Origin of the sequence: Burkholderia theae (assembly GCF_048565265.1) — a bacterium.
GTDB lineage: Bacteria > Pseudomonadota > Gammaproteobacteria > Burkholderiales > Burkholderiaceae > Burkholderia > Burkholderia theae.
Window position 1 is genome coordinate 2,118,691 of sequence record NZ_CP183462.1, and the last position, 19,485, is coordinate 2,138,175.

A 19,485-nucleotide genomic window follows, 5' to 3' on the forward strand; every position below is an offset into this window, starting at 1 on the left:
TGCCGGCGCCTGTCGGCATCGCGCCGTCTGGTGTGAAGCGCGTTCGCCGCGAAGGGCCAACGCCGCCAATGAAAAACGGGCCGAGTCTAGGAACGACAATTTCGGACGTCGACGCAACGCGATCTATAACGCTTATAGATGCACCGCATGAAGCGTGCGCGCCCCGCCGCACGCACGTTGCACGGCGCCCTGCGCACACGACCTCGGTGTTTTCTTTATCCGGGTCGGTAAATGTCCGTGTGGCGCGGCTGTCACTCCGGCTATGGCGGCCGAATTTGGCCGACTACGCTGCGTCTCCGATCGTGTCACCCGCACGCTTTCGCGCCGCGCCGGTGCCGGCCAGCAAGGCCGATGCCGCTCATCCCCACCGCCCGCTCCTGGAGAATCCGCATGTCCGCATCCACGGCCCGCGCTGCCGACGGCAAGCGCTATACGTACGAATGGTATGTCGTCGTCATCTGCATGCTCGCGTACGTCTTTTCGTTCGTCGACCGCCAGGTCCTCGTGCTGATGATCGAACCGATCAAGCGCGACCTGCACCTGTCCGATACGCAGTTCAGCCTGCTCAACGGCTTCGCGTTCTCGCTGTTCTACGCGGTGATGGGGCTGCCCGTCGCGTATCTCGCCGACCGTTACGCGCGCCCGCGGATCATCTCGATCGGCATCGCGCTGTGGAGCGTCGCGACCGCCGCATGCGGGCTCAGCCAGCATTTCGTGCAGATGTTCATCGCGCGCATGGGTGTCGGCGTCGGCGAGGCCGCGCTGTCGCCCGGCGCGTATTCGATGCTGGCCGACTACTTCCCGAAGGAGAAGCTCGGGCGCGCGATCGCCGTGTATTCGCTCGGCTCGTTCATCGGCGGCGGCGTGGCGTTCCTGATCGGCGGCTACGTGATCGCGCTGCTCAAGCATGCGAGCGCGTTCACGCTGCCGGTCGTCGGGCAGGTGCATGCGTGGCAGGTCACGTTCCTGATCGTCGGGTTGCCGGGGCTCTTCGTCGCGCTGCTGTTCGCCGCGACCGTGCGCGACCCGCAGCGCAAGGGGCTCGCGCAGGATCGTTCGGGCGCCGTGCGGCGCGTGTCGATGCGTGATTCGCTGCGCTTCGTCGGCACGCACCGCGCGACCTTCGCGTGCCACTACCTCGGCTTCTCGTTCTATGCGATGACGCTGTACTGCCTGCTGAGCTGGACGCCCGCGTTCTATATCCGCCGCTTCGGGATGACGGCCGTCGAAGCCGGCTACACGCTCGGCATCGTGCTGCTGGTCGCGAACACCGCCGGCGTGTTCTGCGGCGGCTGGCTCAACGACTGGCTGCTGCGGCGCGGCCGCAACGATGCGCCGATGCGCGCCGGCGCGATCGGCGCCACGTGCATGGTGATCCCCGCGACGCTGTTCACGCAGCTCGACTCGCTGCCGGCGTCGCTCGCGATGCTCGTCGTCGCGATGTTCTTCGCGTCGTTCCCGATGCCGACGTCCACCGCCGCGATGCAGACGCTCGCACCGAACCAGATGCGCGCGCAGATCTCCGCGCTGTTCCTGCTCGTGTCGAACCTGATCGCGCTCGGGATCGGCACGACCGTCGTCGCGCTGTTCACCGATCGCGTGTTCGGCGCGCCGGCGGCGGTCGGCCATTCGATGTCGATCGTCAACGTCGCGGCGGCCACGCTCGCCGCGCTGCTGCTCGCCGCCGGGTGCCGGCACTTTCGCCGCAGCCTCGATCGCGAACGCGGTCATGCATCGGCCGCGGTGCCGCACACGGCCGATGCGGGCGACGCGGTAGCTGCGCGCTGATCGCAACTCGTCGCCTGACCATTATCAATTAGACTGATTCCATCATCGCTTTTTTATCGATTTGATTTATGCGATGCCCATCCCTATTCTCGATCGCATGACGGTGCGGTATCTGCCGCGCCGCTTTTTCCTTACCCCACGGAATTTCCCATGCAAGCGAACCGCCACCAGGTCCGGATCGACGCGCTGATCGACGCGGCGCAGGACATCCGCTGTTTCCGGGTTTCGCGCGTCGACGGTCAGCCGTTCGACGCGTACGAACCGGGCGCCCATATCGACGTCACCGCACCGTCCGGCATCACGCGTCAGTACTCGCTGTGCGGCAACCCCGACGAGCGCGGCAGCTACCTGTTCGCGGTGAAGAAGGAAGCGCAGTCGCGCGGCGGCTCGCGTTCGCTGCACGACGACGTGACGGTTGGCGCCGAACTGTCGATCGGCGCGCCACGCAACCTGTTTCGTCTGACGGATAACGCGAGCGAGCACGTGCTGATCGCGGCCGGTATCGGCATCACGCCGCTGCTGTCGATGGCGTATGCGCTGCACCGGCGCGGCGCGCGCTACCGGCTGCATTACTTCGCGCGCAGCCGCGAACATGCGGCATTCGTCGACGAACTGTCGGCCGAGCCGTTTGCGTCGCACGTGACGTTCCACTACGGTGTCGAGCCCGACGCGCTCGCGGCCGAACTCGGCCGCTGCGTCGCGTCGGTTGATGCACATGCCCACGTCTACACATGCGGCCCGGGGCCGTTCATGGATGCGGTGGTCACGGCCGCCGCGACGCGCGTTCCCGACGCGTCGATCCATCTCGAACGCTTCGCGGCGGAACCGGCCGCCGCCGATGCGAATGCGGATTCCAATGCCAGTGCCGGTGCCGGCCTGGCCGACGGCTTCGAAGTGCGGCTGCAGCGCAGCGGGCAATCGGTGCGCGTCACGCCCGACACGTCGATCGTCGACGCGCTCGCGCGGATCGGCATCGAGGTCGATACGTCATGCGGCGAAGGCGTCTGCGGCACCTGCATGGTGCCCGTCGTCGACGGCGAGCCCGATCATCGCGACCACTGCCTCAGCAAGGCCGAACGCGCGAGCAACACGGTGATCTGCTGCTGCGTGTCGCGCGCGCGCTCGGCGGTGCTCGTCCTCGATCTCTGACGCGCGCACGCGGCCCGGCCGTCACGCGTCGTCGAAACGCTCGACGATCTCGGCCAGCAGCGCGCGCATCCACGCGTTGCCCTCGTCCTCGTGGAAGTGCTCGTGCCAGTGCATCGTCACCGGCGCGGGCGGCAGCGTCACCGGCAGGTCGTAAAGCCGGAACGCGTTGTCGCGGTTCAGGATCTGCGCGAGCCGCTTCGGCAGCGTCGCGTACAGATCCGTGACCGACAGCACGCTCGGCAGCGCGACGAAGTGCGGCACTTCGAGTGCGATGTTGCGGCCCACGCCCTGCGCGCGCAACGCGTCGTCGAGCGCGTGGTGGCTGTGCTCGACCGATTTCACGTTGACGTGCGCGGCGCGCACGAACTGGTCGAGACTCAGCGCGGCGCCGGCCGGCAAGCCGCGCCGGCGGCCCGTCATGCACACGTAGGTTTCCTCGAACAGCACGTGATGGCGCGTGCGCGGCATCAGTTCCGGCAGGTTGCCGATCGCGAAATCCAGCCGGCTCGCACGCAGCGCTTCCTCGATCTCCTCGACCGGCATCGGCTGCACGCTCAGCGTCGCGCGCGGCGCGCGCTCGCGCAGCGCCTGGCAGATCGCCGGCAGGTACGCCATCTCGCCCGCGTCCGACAACGACAGCCGGAACGTGCGCGTGCTGGTCGCCGCATCGAAGCGCTCCGCATAACGCAACGCCACGCGCACCATGTCGAGCGCCTTGCCGACGATGCCCGCAAGCTCGAGCGCAACCGGCGTCGGCTGCATGCCAGCGCGCGTGCGCACGAACAGCGGATCGTCGAACAGCGTGCGCAGCCGGCCGAGCGAATAACTGACGGCCGGCTGCGACAGCGCGAGCCGCTCGCCGGCCTTCGTCAGGCTGCGTTCCTCGACGATCGCCTGGAACACGCGCAACAGGTTCAGATCGAGATGATCGACCGACGCCATCGTGACCTCCATCATTTGCCGTATTTATTGACTCGCTAATTTTAGATCAATTTGACGGATATGTAGCGGAAGACGAGACTGGTCTCTCGATACCGCGCCCCGCGCGGCCCGTTTTCGCGACTCCTTCCCCACGACAACGATGAGCGACATTCCCTACCAGACGATCGACACCCGTGCGCTGCACGGCCTCGCGCAGCCCGACCGCATCGCGCCCGCGATGTATCACGACCCCGCGCTGTTCGAAGCCGAGCTCGACCGCATCTTCTACCGCACCTGGATCTGGGTCGCGCACGAGAGCGAACTGCCGCGGCCCGGCGACTTCATCACGACGACGATCGGCCGCCAGCCGGTGATCGTCGTGCGCGACAAGACCGGCGACATCAACGTGCTGCAGAACCGCTGCCGCCATCGCGGCGCGACCGTGTGCGAATCGCACAAGGGCAACGCGAAGGGCTTCACGTGCCCGTATCACAGCTGGTCATACGCGCTCGACGGCACGCTGCGCGCGCTGCCGTATGGCGACGGTTACGAAGGCGTGTGCGAGAAAGGCGACCTGCCGCTCGTGAAGCTGCGCGTCGGCGTGTACCAGGGGCTGATCTTCGCGAGCTTCAACGACGACATCGAACCGCTCGAGGATTTCCTCGGCGGCGCGAAGCCGTGGATCGACCTGTTCATGAAGCAGGGTGCCGGCTACCCGATCAAGGCGAACGGCGAGCACAAGTTCAAGTTCAAGGGCAACTGGAAGATCCAGCTCGAGAACACGACCGACCTCTATCACTTCCCGGTCGTGCACAAGTCGTGGATGAAGTCGATCGACGACGAAACGGCCGCCGCGATCACGAGCTTCATGACGAGCGAGGCCGCGTTCTGCCGCGGGCTCGGCAACGGCCACAGCCTCGCGGTGCTGATGCCCGAGCTGATCGACCTCGACGAAGACGACGGCGCGCCGCTGCCCGAGCGCTTCGCGCCGCTCGCCGCGAAACTCGCCGAACGCCACGCACCGGACGAAGTGCGCCGCATCGTGCGCTCGCTGATGGGCGTCGGCTTCAACCTGAACCTGTTCCCGAACCTCGCGCTGTCGATGGCGTTCCTCCGCGTGCTGCGGCCGATCTCCGCGAACGAAACCGAGATCCGCCACGTCGCGCTCGCGATGGACGGCGGCCCCGACGAAGCGAACCGCGAGCGGCTGCGCATCCACGAGCACTTCCAGGGCCCGTTCGGCTTCGGCAGCCCCGACGACGCGGAAGCGTGGGAGCGCGTGCAGCGCGGCGCGCATGCGGGCCCCGACGTGCCGATCCTCGTGAATCGCGGGCTGAACCGCGAGACGACCGCCGCGAACGGCGAGAAGACCGCGCATGCGACCGACGAGACCGGCATGCGCGAGGCCTACCAGCAATGGCGCAAGCTGATGGAGCAACAATGATGGACGACCGCAACGCCCTTTTCTCGCAGCAGACCTTCGCCCGCGCGGTCGAATTCGTGTGGCGCGAAGCCGAGATGCTCGACCGCCGCGACTATCGCGCGTGGCTCGACCTGTGGGATCCGGCCGGCCACTACGTGGTGCCGATCGATCCCGACGCGACCGACTTCGCGGCCACGCTGAACTACGTGTTCGACGACCAGGACATGCGCGAGAAGCGCGTGCAGCGGATGGTGTCCGGTTATTCGGCGTCGGCGACCGACGCGGCGCGCACGGTACGCACCGTGTCGCGCTTCACGCTGGAAAGCGGCAGCGCCGACACCGTCGAGCTGAAATCCGCGCAGGTCGTCGTCGCGTACAAGCGCGGCGTCGCGACGCTGTTCGCGGCCGACGTCACGCACAAGCTGCACGTCGACGCCGAAGGCGAGATGCGGATCGCCGAGAAAGTCGTGCGCCTGATCGACTCGACCGAAGCACTCAGCGCGATCGGCTTCCTGCTGTAAGCCGTGGCCGGTTCGCCGCCGAAAACGCAACGGTGAACCGGCAACCTTCACCTTTCCGGACGACCATGCCCACACTCGAAGTTTTCCTGCCGGCCGGCCATGACGACGCACGCAAGGCCGAACTGATCGCACGATTGAGCAGCGCGACCGTCGATGCGATCGGTGCGCCGATCGAATCCGTGCGCGTGCTGCTCACCGAATTGCCCGCGACGCACATCGGCCTCGGCGGCCGCACTGCCGCCGACGGCGCGCCGCCGTCGCTGCCGGTGATCGTCGCGATCCTGATCGCCGGGCGCACCGACGCGCAGAAGCGCGCGCTGATCGCCGCGTTGTCCGATGCCGGTGCGAACGTGCTCGACGCGCCGCTGCAGGCAACGCGCGTGATCATCAAGGACATTCCGAACACGGACTTCGGCATCGGCGGGCAAACCGCGCGGGCGCTGGGGCGCTGATGATGTGCGGGGCGTCGCTACGCCGGTCGTCGTTATACGTGCTCACCGGCGAGCGGCAGCGTCACCCGGCAATCGAGGCCGCCGCCATCGGCCGGACTCGCGCCGATCCGGCCGCCGTGGCGCGTCACGATGCTCTTGCACAGCGACAGCCCGATTCCGTTGCCGCCGGCCTTCGACGACGAGAAACCGTCGAACAGCCGGTTGTGCGCACCTTCCGCGATACCCGGGCCGTTGTCGATCGCCCGCAGCTCGGCGTGCCCGGCCACGTTCGCGGTGCCGAGCGTCAGCGTGCGCGGCACGCGCTCGCAACCGGCGAACGCCTCGATCGCGTTGAACGCGAGATTCAGGATCACCTGCCCGATCAGCACGCGTTCGCAGCGGATCGGCAGCGGTGCATCGGCCTGCACGATCGCGACCGTCACGCCGGCCTCCTTCGCGCGCAGCTCGATGAAATACGCGACGTCCGCCAGGATGTCGCGCAAATCGGCGACCGCGGCGACCGTGTCGCGCCTCACGATGAACTCGCGCACGCTCTTGATGATCAGCGCCGCATGCTCGGCCTGCCGGTCCGCGCTGCGCAGCCCCCAGATCGCGTCGTCGACGGCGCCGCGCCCGTTCAGCCGCTGCACCGCGCCCTCGATGAAGTTGCGCACGGCCGCGAGCGGCTGGCTCAGTTCGTGCGCGATCACGGTCGCCATCTCGCCCATCGCGTTGTAGCGGCCCGCGTATTCGAGCATGCGCGCCTCGGCGCGCCGTGCGTCCTCGATCGCGACTTCGTCGCTGACGTCGCGGAACTGCACGAGCAGCCCGTCGAGATCGCCTTCGATCTCGACCTGCCGGCACGTGATGCGCAGCCAGCACGTCGAGCCGTCGCGCCGCACGATCCGGTAGCGCTGCGGCTCGGACGGGCACGTCGACGGCGCATCGCGCAATTGCGCGACGAGCCGGTCGCGATCGGCCTCGGTGCAGTAGTCGAGCACCTCGCCGAGCGCTTCGTCGGGCGCGAGCCCGAGCACGCGGCGCCCCGACTCGCTGATGAACTGCGCGCCGCCGTGCGGCGACACGACCGCGACGCCTTCGTCGAGATCCTGCATGAACTCGCGCAGCCGCGCCTCGTAACGACGCAGTTGCTGGCGGATCGCCTCCTCCGCGCTGATGTCGCGGAACTGCACCATCACGACATCGCGCCCGCGCAGCGGCACATAGGTGGCGATCGCCTCCGACAGCATGTCGACGCCCGTGCGCGACCGGTAACACCACTCGTACACCTGCGGCCCGTCTACCATCGCGCGGTCCATCGCGCCCACGCCGATCTCGCGCCGGTACTTCGGTTCGGGACGCGTCATGTCCGGCGCCTTCAGCGGCAGCAGTTCCTCGACGGAAAAGCCGAGCGCGATGCACGCGGCGCGATTCGCCCACACGATCGCCTTGGTCTGCGCGTCGTGCAGCAGCACGCAGGTGGTCAGCGCGTCGAGCAACCGGTGGAAATCGTCTTCGTCGGGAAAACTCATGATCGGATTCGGAGGAAGGCGCGCGGCGTCGCGCGGCCGGAAACCCAACATAGCACCGGCGCGCGCCGCCCGCATCTGAAGATTTCTTTAGGCCGGCACGGATCGTCACCAGTCGCGCGGCCCAACGCACCAATTGCTGCGGGTTTTCGGCGTTTCTAGACTGGCTGCATCGTCGTGCCGCGCGTTGACATCCCGCACAGCACGCATGCCGCCCCGCAATCGAACCTTATCCGCCCAGGAGACAGTCATGCCCCACGCCGCCCTCGCTATCGAACCCGCGCCGACCCCGGCCGCGCAGCTGTCGCCGCTCGACGCCGTGATCGAGACCGTCGCCGCGCGCCGCGAAGAATTCGACCGCCTGTCGCACGTGCCGCGCGACGTGATCGCACTGTTCAAGCAGGCCGGCATCTATCGCGCGGGCACGCCGCGCCGCTTCGGCGGCGATGCGCTTGCGCCGACCGCGTTCCTCGACATGATCGAACGGATCGCGACCGCCGACGGCTCGGCCGCGTGGGTCGCGAGCTTCGGTTCCGCGAACGTCTATCTCGCCGCGCTGCCGCTCGACACGCAGGCCGAGCTGTACGCGAGCGGCCCCGACCAGGTGTTTGCGGGCGGCCTGTTTCCGGTGCAGCCGGCGCAGCCCGCACCCGGCGGCTGGCGCGTGAACGGCACGTGGAAATTCGCGAGCGGTTGCAAGGGCGCCGACTGGCTCGGCGTCGGCATCGCCGTGCCGGGCGCGCAGGACGCCGCGCCGAACAAGCCGCGCACGGCCGTGTTCCGCGCCGCCGAGGTCGAGATCGTCGAGAACTGGAGCGTGGTCGGCATGCAGGGCACCGGCAGCCACGACCTGCGCGTCGACGACCGCTTCGTGCCCGAGGCATGGACCTTCGTGCGCGGCGGCGAACCGACCGTCGACGAGCCGCTGTACCGCTATCCGACCGTCGCGTACGCGGCGCAGGTGCTGGCCGTCGTCAACCTCGGGCTGGCGCGCGCGGCGCTCGACGTCGCGAACCGCATGTCGGGCGGACACCAGACGACGACCGGCGCGCCGCGCCTCGCCGATCGCGCGTATTTCCGCATCGAGCTCGCGAAGGCCGAGGCGCAACTGCGCTCGGCACGCGCGTTCTTCTACGATGCGACCGACACGGTGTGGCAATCGATCCTCGCGGGCAACCCCGTGACGCCCGACCAGGTCAGCCTGCTGCGGCTCGCGGCCACGCAGATCGCACGCGAAGGCGCGAGCGTCGTCGAACGCGCGTACCGCCTCGGCGGCACGGCCGCCATCTATCGGTCGCATCCGCTGCAGCGGCTGCTGCGCGACGCGATGGTCGTCACGCAGCACGCGTTTCTCGCCGAAGGCAACTTCGACGGCGCCGGCGCGGTATTCACCGGCGTCACGCCGTTTCCCGGCTACCTGTAACTTGCATCGGCTGAAGCCGCTTTCCTGAAGGTGCATGAAGCCGCAGCGCCGTCGCCGGCCGGCTCATGCACTCAACCGATTCCTCTGGAGAACCTGATATGTCCGATTCGAATTCGCTGCCGCTTCGCGTGCTGTTCTGCTGCGGTGTGTCGCAAAACTTCTTCGACCTGCCGCGCGAGAAGATCGGCGAAGTGTGGCAGGCGTACGGCGCGATGCTCGCCGCCGTCGAAGCGATGCCCGGCGTGCGCGTGCTCGGCGTGATGGACGACGACCGCCTCGTGGTCGGCCAGGCCGACGGCGCGCCGTGGACGTTCTACATCATGGCCGACGTCGCCGATTTCGACACGACGGTCGCCGTGTGCAACCTGTATCGCACGACGCCGGTGGGCGAATACAACCTGTGGCGCTACGGCAAGATCGAGGCGCGGGTCGGCCGCGCGCTGACGGTGCCGCCGGCCGCGCAGCCCGCGTCGTGAGGCAGGCGATGACCGACCTGTCACCCGGCCTGTTCGACGCGCTCGCGCAGCGCGTGGCGGCGTTCGACGCCGAGCGTGCGGTGCGCGCGACGATCACGCGTTACATGGCGCTGTGCGACGTGCCCGAGGATGCCGGCGACGGCCCGCCGCTCGCCGGCCTGTTCACGGCCGACGCCGTGTGGGAAGGCATCGGCCCGCAGTACGCACGCAAGTTCGGCCGCCTCGAAGGCACGGCCGCGATCGTCGCGATGCTGGGTCGTTATCTGCCGCCCGATCCGCATTTCTCGTCGAACCTGCATTTCCTGACGTCGGAGTCGATCGACGTCGGTGCCGGCAACACGACTGCGCGCGGCCGCTGGATCATGCTGCAGGCGTCGTGCTACACGGGCGGCACCGCCGAGCTGATCGCCGCGCGGCTGACCGTCGATTTCGTGCCGGCCGCCGATGGCTCGACCTGGCTGATCCGCCATTTCCGCACCGAGCGCGTGCTCGACGGCCCGTGGCCGCTCGCCGCCGCGCCACGGTCCTGATGCTTCTCACCGCTTCCGCACGAGATCGACCATGACAGGCTTCATCGACACCTTCACGCTGGGCGGCCCGGGCCCCACGATCGCGATCAAGGACACGATCGACATCGCGGGCCATCCGACCCGTGCGGCAAGCCGCGCGCTCGCCGACGCGCCGCCGGCCGCGCAACACGCGGACGTGGTCCGCCTGCTGCTCGACGCGGGCTGGCAGATCGCCGGCAAGGCAAACATGCACGAACTCGCGTTCGGCATGACCGGCATCAACGACTACACGGGCACGCCCGTCAATCCGCAGGACGCATCGCGCATTCCGGGCGGCTCGTCGAGCGGCTCCGCGTCACTCGTCGGGCTCGGCGCGGTCGACGCGGCGCTCGGCACCGACACGGGCGGCTCGATTCGCGGGCCGGCCACGTGCTGCGGCGTGTTCGGGCTGAAGCCGACCTTCGGCCGCGTGTCGCGGCGCGGCGTCGCGCCGGCCGACACCTCGCTCGACTGCGTCGGGCCGTTCGCTCGCGACGTCCGCACGCTGGCCGCGGTAATGGCCGCGATCGCGCCGGGCTTCGATCGTGCGCACGCAGCCGCATCCGCGGCGAACTGCACGGTCGCGCACATTACTGTCGATGCCGATCCGGCGATCGCTGCCGCACTCGACGCGGCGCTGCGCGTGTCGGGCCTGCGCTCGCACGCAATCGCGCTCGACGAGATGCCGGCCGCGTTCAACGCGGGGCTCGCCGTGATCAACGCGGAAACGTCGCGCGCATTCGGTCATCTGGTCGCAACCGGCAAGCTCGGCGCCGATCTCGATGCGCGGCTGCGCACGGCCGCGACGACGACGCCTGCCGCACTCGACGAAGCCGAAGCGGTGCGCGCGCGCTTCACCGCGCAGGTCGACGCCGCGCTCGAACATGCGGACGTGCTCGTGCTGCCGACGCTGCCCGCGTTGCCGATCACGCTGCAGCAAGCGCGCGACGGCGTATCGGTGATCGCGATGTCGTCGCTGATCCGGCCGTTCAACCTCAGCGGCCATCCGGCGCTCGGCATGCCGCTGCCGTTGGCCGGTTCGCCGCTGAAGGCCGGCCTGCAGATCGTCGGACGCAAGGGCGCGGACGAACAGGTATGCTCGATCGCCGCACACTTCGAAGCGGCGCTCGCCGCATGAATCACGATGCGGGCGCCGCCACGACAAGCGCGCGATCGCGAACCAGGGAATCACGCACCATGTCAGATCGAGTCGTCCTCGTCACCGGCGCCGCGCGCGGGCTTGGCGCCGTCATCGCCGAGCGCTTTCATGCGGCCGGTTATCGCGTCGCGCTGGCCGATATCGCCGCCGACGCCATTCATGCGCATGCACGCGAACTCGACCCGAGCGGCGAACGCGCAATCGCGCTGCCGCTCGACGTCACGTCGAAGCGCGATTTCGAAGCGGCGCGCGACGCGCTCGTCGCTCGCTGGGGCACGATCGACGTGCTCGTCAACAATGCGGGCGCATCGAAGGTCGTGCCCGCGATGGAGATCACCGCAGAGCAATTCGACCAGGTGATCGACGTGAACCTGCGCAGCGTGCTGTTCGGCTGCCAGGTGTTCGGTCAGTATTTCGCGACGCGCGGCGCGGGCCGCATCGTCAACATCGCGTCGCTCGCCGGGCAGAACGGCGGCTCGGCGACGGGCGCGCACTACGCGGCCGCGAAAGGCGGCACGCTGACGCTGACCAAGGTGTTCGCGCGCGATCTCGCCGCGCAGGGCGTGACCGTCAACGCGATCTCGCCCGGCCCGCTCGATTTGCCGATCGTGTATGAAAGCGTCGCGCCGGAAAAACTGCGTCAGGTGCTCGCGAGCCTGCCGGGCGGCAAGCTCGGATCGGCCGGCTTCGTGGCGGACGCAGCCGTGCTGCTCGCGTCGGGCGACGCGCATTTCGCGAACGGTGCGTGCTGGGACATCAACGGCGGGCTGTACATGCGCTGAACACAGCGGCCCGCCTCGTGCTCTAACGCGACGACGCCCCGTCGTCGCCCCACACGACCATCACGTCGCGCACGAGCGCGGCGATCGACGTCGCGCCGAGCTTCTCCTTGATGCTCGCGCGATGCACGTCGACGGTCTTCACGCTGATCGACAGATCCGACGCGATCTGCTTGCTGCCCTTGCCGTCGACCACGCCGCGCAGCACTTCCTTCTCGCGCGCGGTCAGCGCATCGAGCCGCTGGCGCAACTCGCGGTGACGCTGGCCGACCGCATGCCGCTGCTGCGCGAGCCGCAGCGCGCGCTGCACGCGCTCAAGCATCTGCTGCGAGTTGTACGGCTTCTCGACGAAATCGATCGCGCCGTTCTGCAGCGCGCGCACCGACATCGGGATATCGCCATGCCCGCTGACGAAAATCACCGGCAGCGTCGCGCCTCGCGCATTCAGTTCGGCCTGCACGTCGAAGCCGCTTTTCTCCGGCATCCGCACGTCGAGCACCAGGCACGCGGGCAGGTTCACGTCGAAACGCGCGAGAAAGTCGGCGGCGTTCGCGAACCCTTCGGACGCGATGCCGACCGATTCGAGCAACCACGCGAGCGACGTCCGCATGCCGCTGTCGTCGTCGACGATGTATACGATCGGTGCGGGTGACGTCATCGCGGGTGTCTCGCTCAATATCGGTATGGGTATCGCACGCGCCGCGCATGTAGCCGGTTGTCGGCTCGTCGCGAGCATCGTTCGCTGGGGGTGTGCGGCACATCATAACGAGCCGAAAACCCGCTGAATACCCTTTTACGTGCCGCACGAACGCACAATCGCGCTTTTTTCGCGCGCTGCACGGCGCGCCTAGGTAGAACCTTTAGACGCGTTGGCTAGAACGCCATCTCCATCGTCAATCGTGCGAATGGTCGGCCGCATTTTCGCGACGTACGCTTGGGTCATCGTCGACGATCCGGCGCTGCATCGGCAGACCGCGCGATCGTCGCCTTCGTCCCATCAGGAGCGCCCATGTCCGCCACATCCTCCACGACCGAACTCCCGCGACCGGCGCGCGTCGAACCGTCCGACGCGCAGAAAGCCTTCCGGCAAGCGATGGCCCACCTCGGCGCGGCCGTCAACGTGATCACCACCGCGGGGCCGCACGGCCGCTGCGGGATCACCGCGAGCGCCGTCTGCTCCGTCACCGACGCGCCGCCGACGTTGCTCGTGTGCCTGAACCGGTCGAGCGCGATGCACGCGACCTTCGAGCGCAATCGCCATGTGTGCATCAACGTGCTGCCGGCCGAGCACGAACTGCTCGCGCGGCATTTTGCGGGGCTCACCGACCTGCCGATGGAGCGGCGCTTCGACCTGCCCGTGTGGGATCGCGGCGAACAGGACGTACCCGTGCTGCGCGACGCGCTCGCGAGCCTTCAGGGCACGATCGCCGAGATGAAGGAAGTCGGCTCGCATTCGGTGATGTTCATCGAGGCGACGTCGATCCGCGTACGCGACGACGGCGACAGCCTGATCTACTTCAGCCGCGCGTTTCATCGCGTGTCGCGCACGGCGTGCGTGCGCTGAGCCGTCACATAGCTACGCGGCCGGGCAACGCGCGTTGCCCGGCCGCGAGCGCGGCGCCCGCGAACAGCGTCAGCGCCGAATACACGAGCCCGCGCGCGAGCCCCGCGCTGTCCGACACCCAGCCGATCGCGACCGGCCCTGCGATCTGCCCGAACGCAAAGACCGTCGTGAATGCGCTGATCCCCTTCGCCCAGCCGTCGGGCGGCAGGTTGTGCCGCACGAAGGCGGTCGTCGATGCAACCGCCGACAGGAACGTCGCGCCGAACAGCACGCCCGACGCGAACGCGGCCACCGGATGCACGAACATCGCGGGCATCAGCGTCGCGACGCCGAGCAGCGCATTGAGCACGGCCAGCGCCTGGCCGCCGCGCATCCGGTCGAGCAACCGCGACCACAAGCGCGCCGATACGACGGTCGCCACGCCGAGCATCACGTAGAACGCGGCGACCACCGTGCCGCTCATCCCCGCGCCACGCAGCAGCGCGACGATGAACGTCATGTAGCCGATATAACCGACGCCGAACAGGCCATAGCCGGCCAGCGCGAGCGCGAAGCGGGCCGGGCTCGCGGCGGCGCTCGATGTCGCGCCGTCGCGCGGCGCGGCCGGCGCCGCGTGCGCATGCTCGATGCGGCGCGCGGCCGACACGGCCACCGCCGAGAACAGCACGCACGCAACCGCGAGCGCGAACCACGCGGGCTGCCAGCCGTGCACGCCATGCGTGAGCGTCGCCGGCACGAGCAGCGACGACGCGACGATGCCCCACCCCGTGCCGCCGTAATAGAGGCCGAGCAGCAGTCCCGCATCGCGCGGCGACGCCGACGCGAGCCGCGCGGCCAGCACGCCGCCGCTGATGAAGATCAGCGCGCTGCCGACGCCCGTCGCGAGCCGTTGCACGAGCAGCGCGTGCATGTCCGACGTGAGCCCGCAGGTGGCCATCAGCAACGCGGTGAGCACGCAGCCGGCCGCCAGCAGCGTGCCCGCATGCCAGCGCCGCGACAACAGCGGAAACACGAGCGCGCCGATCAGGTAACCGGCCGCGTTCGCCGTGTTCAGCGCGCCAGCCTGCGCGAACGTCCAGCCGAGATCGGCCTTCATCGGCGGCAGCAGCAGCGCATACGAAAAGCGCGCAAGGCCGAGCGCGATCGCGCTGCCGAGCGACAGGCCGATCGCGAGCCGCCACGCGACCATGCGGTCGGGGTCGGTAGCGCCGGCGTCCGGCCGCGACGGGCCGGCATGCTCCGGTTGCGGTGCTGCGCGCATCGAGTGTCTCCTTTGTCGTTCGAAGCCGGGCAAGTCGTCACAGAGGAACCGGCGTTCCGCACGCGCCCATCCCGGCTGTCGAGGCTTCCGATCCTGTCGAACGATCATACTTGAGCCGGCACGGGGCCAGCGCGAGAGAACGGCAGCCGCTTGCCTGCGCTACCCGCGCAATCCGGCCACGAAGGCCGTGAACAATGCACGTCCCTCGGGCCACTCCGCCAATCCCGCTTCCGCATTCAGATGGCCGCGCGGGCCGAGCAGCAGCGGCATCGCGCCACGCTCGCGTGCCCATGCAAGGCCGCGCCCGGACGGGTCGTACCGGTCATCCGAACTGGCGATCGCCAGCACCGGCACGCCACCGAAATCGCCGCCCGGCACCTTCGCGAACGCGCTGGCCGCGGCCGGAAAACGCGGGCCGCCCGGATCGGGCACCGCAACCAGCAATGCGCCGCGCACGACGCGCGTCGACGCCGCACGCCAGTGCGCGAACAGCAGGCAACCCAGCGAATGACAGATCAACACCGGTGGCGCGTCGGCTTGCGCGACGGCTTCATCCAGCGCCGCCATCCAGTCACGCAGGTCGGGGGCATCCCATGACGCAGGCGCCATGCGGATGGCACCCGCATGCGCGGCCTCCCAGTGGCTTTGCCAATGATCCGGTCCCGAGTTGCCGATCCCCGGCACGATCACGATCGTGTGGTCCATCTCCGTCTCCCTCTCCATGAACAGGCGAGTTCGCAGTCTCGTCTGCCCGAAACCGGCCGGGAATGGCAAATCATCGGATATTGAGACAATATGCCGATGAATTAACGGAACGGGAAAGCGGACATGTCGAACGGAGAACTCGATCGCCTGGATCTTTCGATCCTCGAGGCGCTACAGGAAAACGCGCGGATGCCGCTTTCCGAAGTGGGCCGACGCATCGGGCTGTCGCAGCCCGCCACGTCGGAGCGCGTGAAGCGGCTGGAAGAACGCGGCATCATCGCGGGCTACGGCGCGCGCATCGACCCGGCCGCGCTGGGGTTGGGGATGATGGCCATCATCCGGCTGAAGACGACGCACGAACACATCAAGCCCGCGCTGCGCGCGTTCGCCGAGATGCCGCACGTCATCGAGGTCCACCGGATGACCGGCGAGGATTGTTTCCTGCTGAAGGTACTGGTGCCGACACCGGGACAACTGGAAACCATCATCGACGCGATTGCCCGCTTCGGCGCGGTCACGACGTCCCTGGTGCTCCGGTCCGAGCCGGCCAAACCGCTCGGCAAGGCGCTGCTCGGCTGACACGGGCATCGGGCCGCCGCGAGCGACGTCGATCACGACGATCAAGGCGATCGAATTCCCGATGAAAAATCGCCGAATTCAATGCGTCGATCCCGATTCCGGAGATTTAAAAAAAGATATCAAATCCGTCATTCGCTTTATCCGTGCTTTACGGCGCGCGATTCGCCACTCCCCCGTGTTTAGCACGCTGCGGCTAAAAACCTTGCAACGCATTGCATTCGCAAATTCGTCAGACTAATATCAACGCCACTCATCCGGCATTCACGAAATGCCTGATGAGGAGTGGCAACTTTTTAGCCGCGCTTTCATGTTGAAGCACTCATGTTCACCACAGGAGAGTTGACATGCAGGAAACCCAGCAGATCGAATTGCTTGACTGGATGCAGGAAGACACGCACCCCGAGGCCGTCGACATGATGGTCGAGGACGCCGTGGTGCCGTTCGGCACCGCGCTCTGGCCGGTCTGAGCGGGCCACCCGTTCTCGCGGAAGGGCATCGGCCCTTCCGCCGTTTCCGGAGACACGCATGCTGAACCTGCACCGCGCGCTCGGCTTTCACCCCGCGCTGCGCGACAAGCTTGCGCGCGGCGAGTCGGGAAAACTGCTGGTCGGCCATGACACCCGCAATCGCGACATCGCGTTGCGCGCGTTTTCCGCCCTGCCCGATTCGCTCGACGCGACCACCCTCTGCCTCGAAAGCACGCCCCCCGCCGACATCGCCGCCGCGCTCGAACGCGCCGACCTGTTCGTACTGCTGTACGACTCGTCGTGCCTGCCGACACCATCGCCGAGCGGGCCGCCGTTCCTCGCCGCGATCCGCCCCGCGATCGTCGAGCACTGGAGCAAGTCGGTTTTATTCAAGGATTACGGCCCGCACCTCGACGAAGCGTTCGCCGAGTCGCTCGACGACATCGCGGCACGCAACGGCCGGCTGATCGACGCGGCCGCGCACGCGTCGCAGATCCGCTTCATCGACGAAGCGGGCAACACGCTGACGGGTTCGCTCGCGCCGGACCAGAAATGGACGAGCGTGGACGGGATGGGCAATCTCGACGTCGTGCCCGGCGAGATCGCGACGCACGTCACCGACCTCAACGGCTCGGTCGTGTTCAGCGGCACGTTTCTCGGCACCGTGCCGTTCGCGATCAAGTACAAGGTGGCCGAGCGGCTCGCGACGCTGCATGTCGAACGCAGCATGATCGTCGGTTTCGACAGCGACGATCCCGGCTTCCGGCGCGATTTCGCGACCTATCTCGACCGGCACGCGAATCACCGGCGCATCGAGGAATTCGGCATCGGCACGAACCTCGGGATCCGCGGCCTGTACGGCCGCAACGCGGGGTTCGAGGAACGTCATCCGGGCCTGCATCTCGGGCTCGGCGGCGGCGAAAACGGCAGCCATCATCTCGACCTGATCTTCGCGCGCGGCACGCTCGCGCTCGACGACCGGATCGTGTTCGACGGCGCGTTCGCCATCTGACCAGGCAGTCGCGTGCTCAGGCTTCGGCGGCCGCCTCGCTGCCGAGCCACTTGAACATCACGAGGCAATCGACGAAGCCGAGCCGCGCGTGACGGTACGCGCGCGGCAGTCGGCCAACGATGTCGAATCCGAGCTTCTGCCACAACGCGACCGCGACCTCGTTGGTCGCGACCACCGAGTTGAACTGCATCGCGAGGAAGCCGCGCTCGCGCGCGACCTGTTGCGAGTGCTCGCACATCAGGCGGGCGACGCCGCGGCCGCGCGCGGCCTCGCTCACCATGTAGCCGCAGTTGCACACGTGATTGCCGGGCCCGGCCGCGTTCGCCTTCAGGTAGTACGAGCCGAGGACCACGCCGCCCTCTTCCGCGATCCACGTGCAGAGCGGCGCGTCGAGCCACAGCGCGCGCGCCGCTTCGGGTGTGGGCGCGGGATCGAATGCGTAGGTTTCCTGAGCAGCGACGATGGCGCGGTAGGTCGGCCAGAAGCGCGGGAAATCGTCTTCGGTCATCGGGCGAAGCGTGATCATGCGAATTCTCTCGTGAAAGGGATGTCGGTGTGAACGCAATCGATCGTACCGCGATTCATCGATGGCTGCCGTCTCGCAGCACGCCGCTCCGATACGCACCCGGCGGCACGCCGTACCAGCGTTTGAACGCCTGCGAGAAACTCGACAGGTCGCTGAAGCCGAGCCGCTCGGCCACCTCCGCGAGCGACAGGCGCGCATCGCCGAGCAGCGTCTCAGCCAGCGCGCCGCGCGCCTGCGCGAGCAGCGCGCGAAACGTCGTGCCCTCCTCCTGCAGCCGGCGCTTGAGCGTGCGCGGGCTCGTGTTCATCAGCCGCGCCATGTCCTCGAGCGAGAACGGCGCGGCGCCGGGCGTCGCGGTCAGGTACTGGCGCACCATCTCGGACGTGCCCACGCGTGCGCGCCGCGCTTCGACCAGTTGGCCGCACATCTGCTCGCACATCGACACCGTCAGCGGATTCGCATGCGGCAGCGGCCGGTCGAGAAACGCGCGGTCGAATGCAAGGCTGTTCGCGCGCGCCGAGAAAACCGGTTCGATGCCGGCGATGCGCGGCGCGGGTAGCGACGGCGCGCGCGCGGCCTGCAGCGTGAAGCGCGACAACGCGAAATCGTCGCCGCCGATTTCCTGCAACAGCACGGCCGCGGCCGTCATGTCGCGTTCGACGACGAACCGGCTCACGGCGCCGTCGAGTTCCGGCGCGCCGAAGTTGAGCACGCCCGTGTCGGGTTCCTCGCGGTACGTGATGACGGTGAACGCATACGTGAGCGGCAGGAAACGCATCGCCAACGCGAGCGCGTCGCGCGCGGTCGCGCTCGCGATCAGTCCGTAGCCCCACACGCCGTACGCCGAGAAGTGATAGCGCAGGCCGACCTCGAACCCGAGGCCCGGCGCGCGCCCGAGCGCACGCAGCAGGTTGCCGGTCAGCCGCAGTTCCTGCGCGGCGGTCACCTCGACTTTCGGATCGTCGAGCTGCGCATTCCCGAGCCCCGTGCCGGCCAGCAGCGTCGTGTGCGGCACGCCGCGTTCGTCGCCGAAATCGACCAGCAGCCGGGCGCTGGCCGGACTCCGGGTGAAGTCCCAGAAGCTCATGCGGAGAAACCCTCGAAGCGCCGATTTGGCCCAAATACTAAAACAATTGTCCCGAAGCAGCATTGGTGTTTTCCCATGCGGCCAGCACCATCGGCGTCATCCAGTCGTCGTCCGAACGACACCATCGCCCCCTTAGG

The 19,485-nt window shown here is 68.2% G+C and carries 21 protein-coding genes; 14 read left to right on the forward strand and 7 right to left on the reverse strand.

All coding sequences use genetic code 11. The features are described 5' to 3' along the window. Window positions 1-390 precede the first annotated feature (390 nt). Together ACN22W_RS27000 and ACN22W_RS27005 are read left to right on the forward strand one after the other, a co-directional pair. Window positions 391-1,788 (forward strand): spinster family MFS transporter, encoded by a 1,398-nt coding sequence (locus tag ACN22W_RS27000; protein WP_419687818.1) that lies wholly within the window; start codon window positions 391-393, stop codon window positions 1,786-1,788. A gap of 150 nt (window positions 1,789-1,938) precedes the next feature. Beyond that, the gene (locus ACN22W_RS27005) at window positions 1,939-2,937 is read left to right on the forward strand and encodes a PDR/VanB family oxidoreductase (RefSeq protein ID WP_419687819.1); all 999 of its coding nucleotides are present in this window, start codon (window positions 1,939-1,941) and stop codon (window positions 2,935-2,937) included. 21 nt (window positions 2,938-2,958) lie between these two features. Here the strand turns inward: ACN22W_RS27005 and ACN22W_RS27010 are convergent, their stop codons facing one another. Continuing rightward, window positions 2,959-3,879 carry a LysR family transcriptional regulator gene (locus ACN22W_RS27010; RefSeq protein ID WP_343490641.1) on the reverse strand — a complete coding sequence of 307 codons (921 nt, stop codon included), beginning with the start codon at window positions 3,877-3,879 and terminating at the stop codon, window positions 2,959-2,961. Window positions 3,880-4,018: 139 nt separating this feature from the next. Here ACN22W_RS27010 and ACN22W_RS27015 point away from each other — a divergent pair, with 139 nt between their 5' ends. The 3 genes from ACN22W_RS27015 (at window position 4,019) to ACN22W_RS27025 (ending at window position 6,254) form a co-directional block, all read left to right on the forward strand. Continuing rightward, entirely contained in the window at window positions 4,019-5,302 is a 1,284-nt protein-coding gene (locus tag ACN22W_RS27015) for an aromatic ring-hydroxylating oxygenase subunit alpha (RefSeq protein WP_419687820.1), read from the forward strand. Then, on the forward strand, window positions 5,299-5,802 hold the full coding sequence (locus tag ACN22W_RS27020) for an aromatic-ring-hydroxylating dioxygenase subunit beta (protein ID WP_129516632.1): 504 nt from the start codon (window positions 5,299-5,301) through the stop codon (window positions 5,800-5,802). The genes ACN22W_RS27015 and ACN22W_RS27020 overlap by 4 nt, the downstream gene beginning before the upstream one ends. Before the next feature lie 65 nt (window positions 5,803-5,867). Continuing rightward, complete coding sequence (locus ACN22W_RS27025) at window positions 5,868-6,254, forward strand: tautomerase family protein (RefSeq protein ID WP_048245728.1); 387 nt, start codon at window positions 5,868-5,870, stop codon at window positions 6,252-6,254. 32 nt (window positions 6,255-6,286) lie between these two features. Here the strand turns inward: ACN22W_RS27025 and ACN22W_RS27030 are convergent, their stop codons facing one another. Beyond that, window positions 6,287-7,840 carry an ATP-binding protein gene (locus ACN22W_RS27030; RefSeq protein WP_419687821.1) on the reverse strand — a complete coding sequence of 518 codons (1,554 nt, stop codon included), beginning with the start codon at window positions 7,838-7,840 and terminating at the stop codon, window positions 6,287-6,289. A 172-nt stretch (window positions 7,841-8,012) separates the two neighbouring features. Between ACN22W_RS27030 and ACN22W_RS27035 the strand changes: the two genes are divergently transcribed. The 5 genes from ACN22W_RS27035 to ACN22W_RS27055 all read left to right on the forward strand — a co-directional run bounded on the left by ACN22W_RS27035 (window position 8,013) and on the right by ACN22W_RS27055 (window position 12,150). Continuing rightward, window positions 8,013-9,185 (forward strand): acyl-CoA dehydrogenase family protein, encoded by a 1,173-nt coding sequence (locus ACN22W_RS27035; protein WP_419687822.1) that lies wholly within the window; start codon window positions 8,013-8,015, stop codon window positions 9,183-9,185. 98 nt (window positions 9,186-9,283) lie between these two features. Next, the gene (locus ACN22W_RS27040; protein WP_419687823.1) at window positions 9,284-9,661 is read left to right on the forward strand and encodes a hypothetical protein; all 378 of its coding nucleotides are present in this window, start codon (window positions 9,284-9,286) and stop codon (window positions 9,659-9,661) included. Window positions 9,662-9,669: 8 nt separating this feature from the next. Further along, window positions 9,670-10,191: a nuclear transport factor 2 family protein gene (locus ACN22W_RS27045; protein WP_419687824.1), complete on the forward strand. Its 522-nt coding sequence runs from the start codon at window positions 9,670-9,672 to the stop codon at window positions 10,189-10,191. Window positions 10,192-10,222: 31 nt separating this feature from the next. After that, a complete protein-coding gene (locus tag ACN22W_RS27050) occupies window positions 10,223-11,347 on the forward strand; it encodes an amidase (protein WP_419687825.1) in 1,125 nt (374 codons plus the stop codon). A 59-nt stretch (window positions 11,348-11,406) separates the two neighbouring features. Then, window positions 11,407-12,150, forward strand: coding sequence for an SDR family NAD(P)-dependent oxidoreductase (locus ACN22W_RS27055; RefSeq protein WP_046549559.1), 744 nt, complete (start codon window positions 11,407-11,409; stop codon window positions 12,148-12,150). 22 nt (window positions 12,151-12,172) lie between these two features. Here ACN22W_RS27055 and ACN22W_RS27060 read toward each other — a convergent pair whose 3' ends face one another. Then, window positions 12,173-12,805, reverse strand: coding sequence for a response regulator transcription factor (locus tag ACN22W_RS27060; RefSeq protein WP_193101230.1), 633 nt, complete (start codon window positions 12,803-12,805; stop codon window positions 12,173-12,175). A 351-nt stretch (window positions 12,806-13,156) separates the two neighbouring features. Between ACN22W_RS27060 and hpaC the strand changes: the two genes are divergently transcribed. Then, complete coding sequence (hpaC, locus tag ACN22W_RS27065; protein ID WP_129516624.1) at window positions 13,157-13,711, forward strand: 4-hydroxyphenylacetate 3-monooxygenase, reductase component; 555 nt, start codon at window positions 13,157-13,159, stop codon at window positions 13,709-13,711. 4 nt (window positions 13,712-13,715) lie between these two features. Here the strand turns inward: hpaC and ACN22W_RS27070 are convergent, their stop codons facing one another. Together ACN22W_RS27070 and ACN22W_RS27075 are read right to left on the reverse strand one after the other, a co-directional pair. Beyond that, entirely contained in the window at window positions 13,716-14,972 is a 1,257-nt protein-coding gene (locus ACN22W_RS27070) for a YbfB/YjiJ family MFS transporter (protein WP_419687826.1), read from the reverse strand. Window positions 14,973-15,131: 159 nt separating this feature from the next. Then, window positions 15,132-15,677 carry an RBBP9/YdeN family alpha/beta hydrolase gene (locus tag ACN22W_RS27075; RefSeq protein WP_419687827.1) on the reverse strand — a complete coding sequence of 182 codons (546 nt, stop codon included), beginning with the start codon at window positions 15,675-15,677 and terminating at the stop codon, window positions 15,132-15,134. Between the two features lie 123 nt (window positions 15,678-15,800). On the opposite strand from ACN22W_RS27075, the gene ACN22W_RS27080 reads away from it, so the two are divergent. The 3 genes from ACN22W_RS27080 (at window position 15,801) to ACN22W_RS27090 (ending at window position 17,735) form a co-directional block, all read left to right on the forward strand. Continuing rightward, on the forward strand, window positions 15,801-16,256 hold the full coding sequence (locus tag ACN22W_RS27080; RefSeq protein ID WP_011356102.1) for an Lrp/AsnC family transcriptional regulator: 456 nt from the start codon (window positions 15,801-15,803) through the stop codon (window positions 16,254-16,256). A 344-nt stretch (window positions 16,257-16,600) separates the two neighbouring features. Continuing rightward, entirely contained in the window at window positions 16,601-16,723 is a 123-nt protein-coding gene (locus tag ACN22W_RS27085; protein ID WP_006479692.1) for a hypothetical protein, read from the forward strand. A 58-nt stretch (window positions 16,724-16,781) separates the two neighbouring features. Further along, on the forward strand, window positions 16,782-17,735 hold the full coding sequence (locus tag ACN22W_RS27090) for a leucyl aminopeptidase (protein ID WP_419687828.1): 954 nt from the start codon (window positions 16,782-16,784) through the stop codon (window positions 17,733-17,735). Between the two features lie 16 nt (window positions 17,736-17,751). On the opposite strand, the gene ACN22W_RS27095 is transcribed toward ACN22W_RS27090, so the two are convergent. Further along, the gene (locus tag ACN22W_RS27095; RefSeq protein ID WP_419687829.1) at window positions 17,752-18,261 is read right to left on the reverse strand and encodes an N-acetyltransferase family protein; all 510 of its coding nucleotides are present in this window, start codon (window positions 18,259-18,261) and stop codon (window positions 17,752-17,754) included. Between the two features lie 55 nt (window positions 18,262-18,316). Then, a complete protein-coding gene (locus tag ACN22W_RS27100) occupies window positions 18,317-19,348 on the reverse strand; it encodes an AraC family transcriptional regulator (RefSeq protein WP_419687830.1) in 1,032 nt (343 codons plus the stop codon). Window positions 19,349-19,485 lie beyond the last annotated feature (137 nt).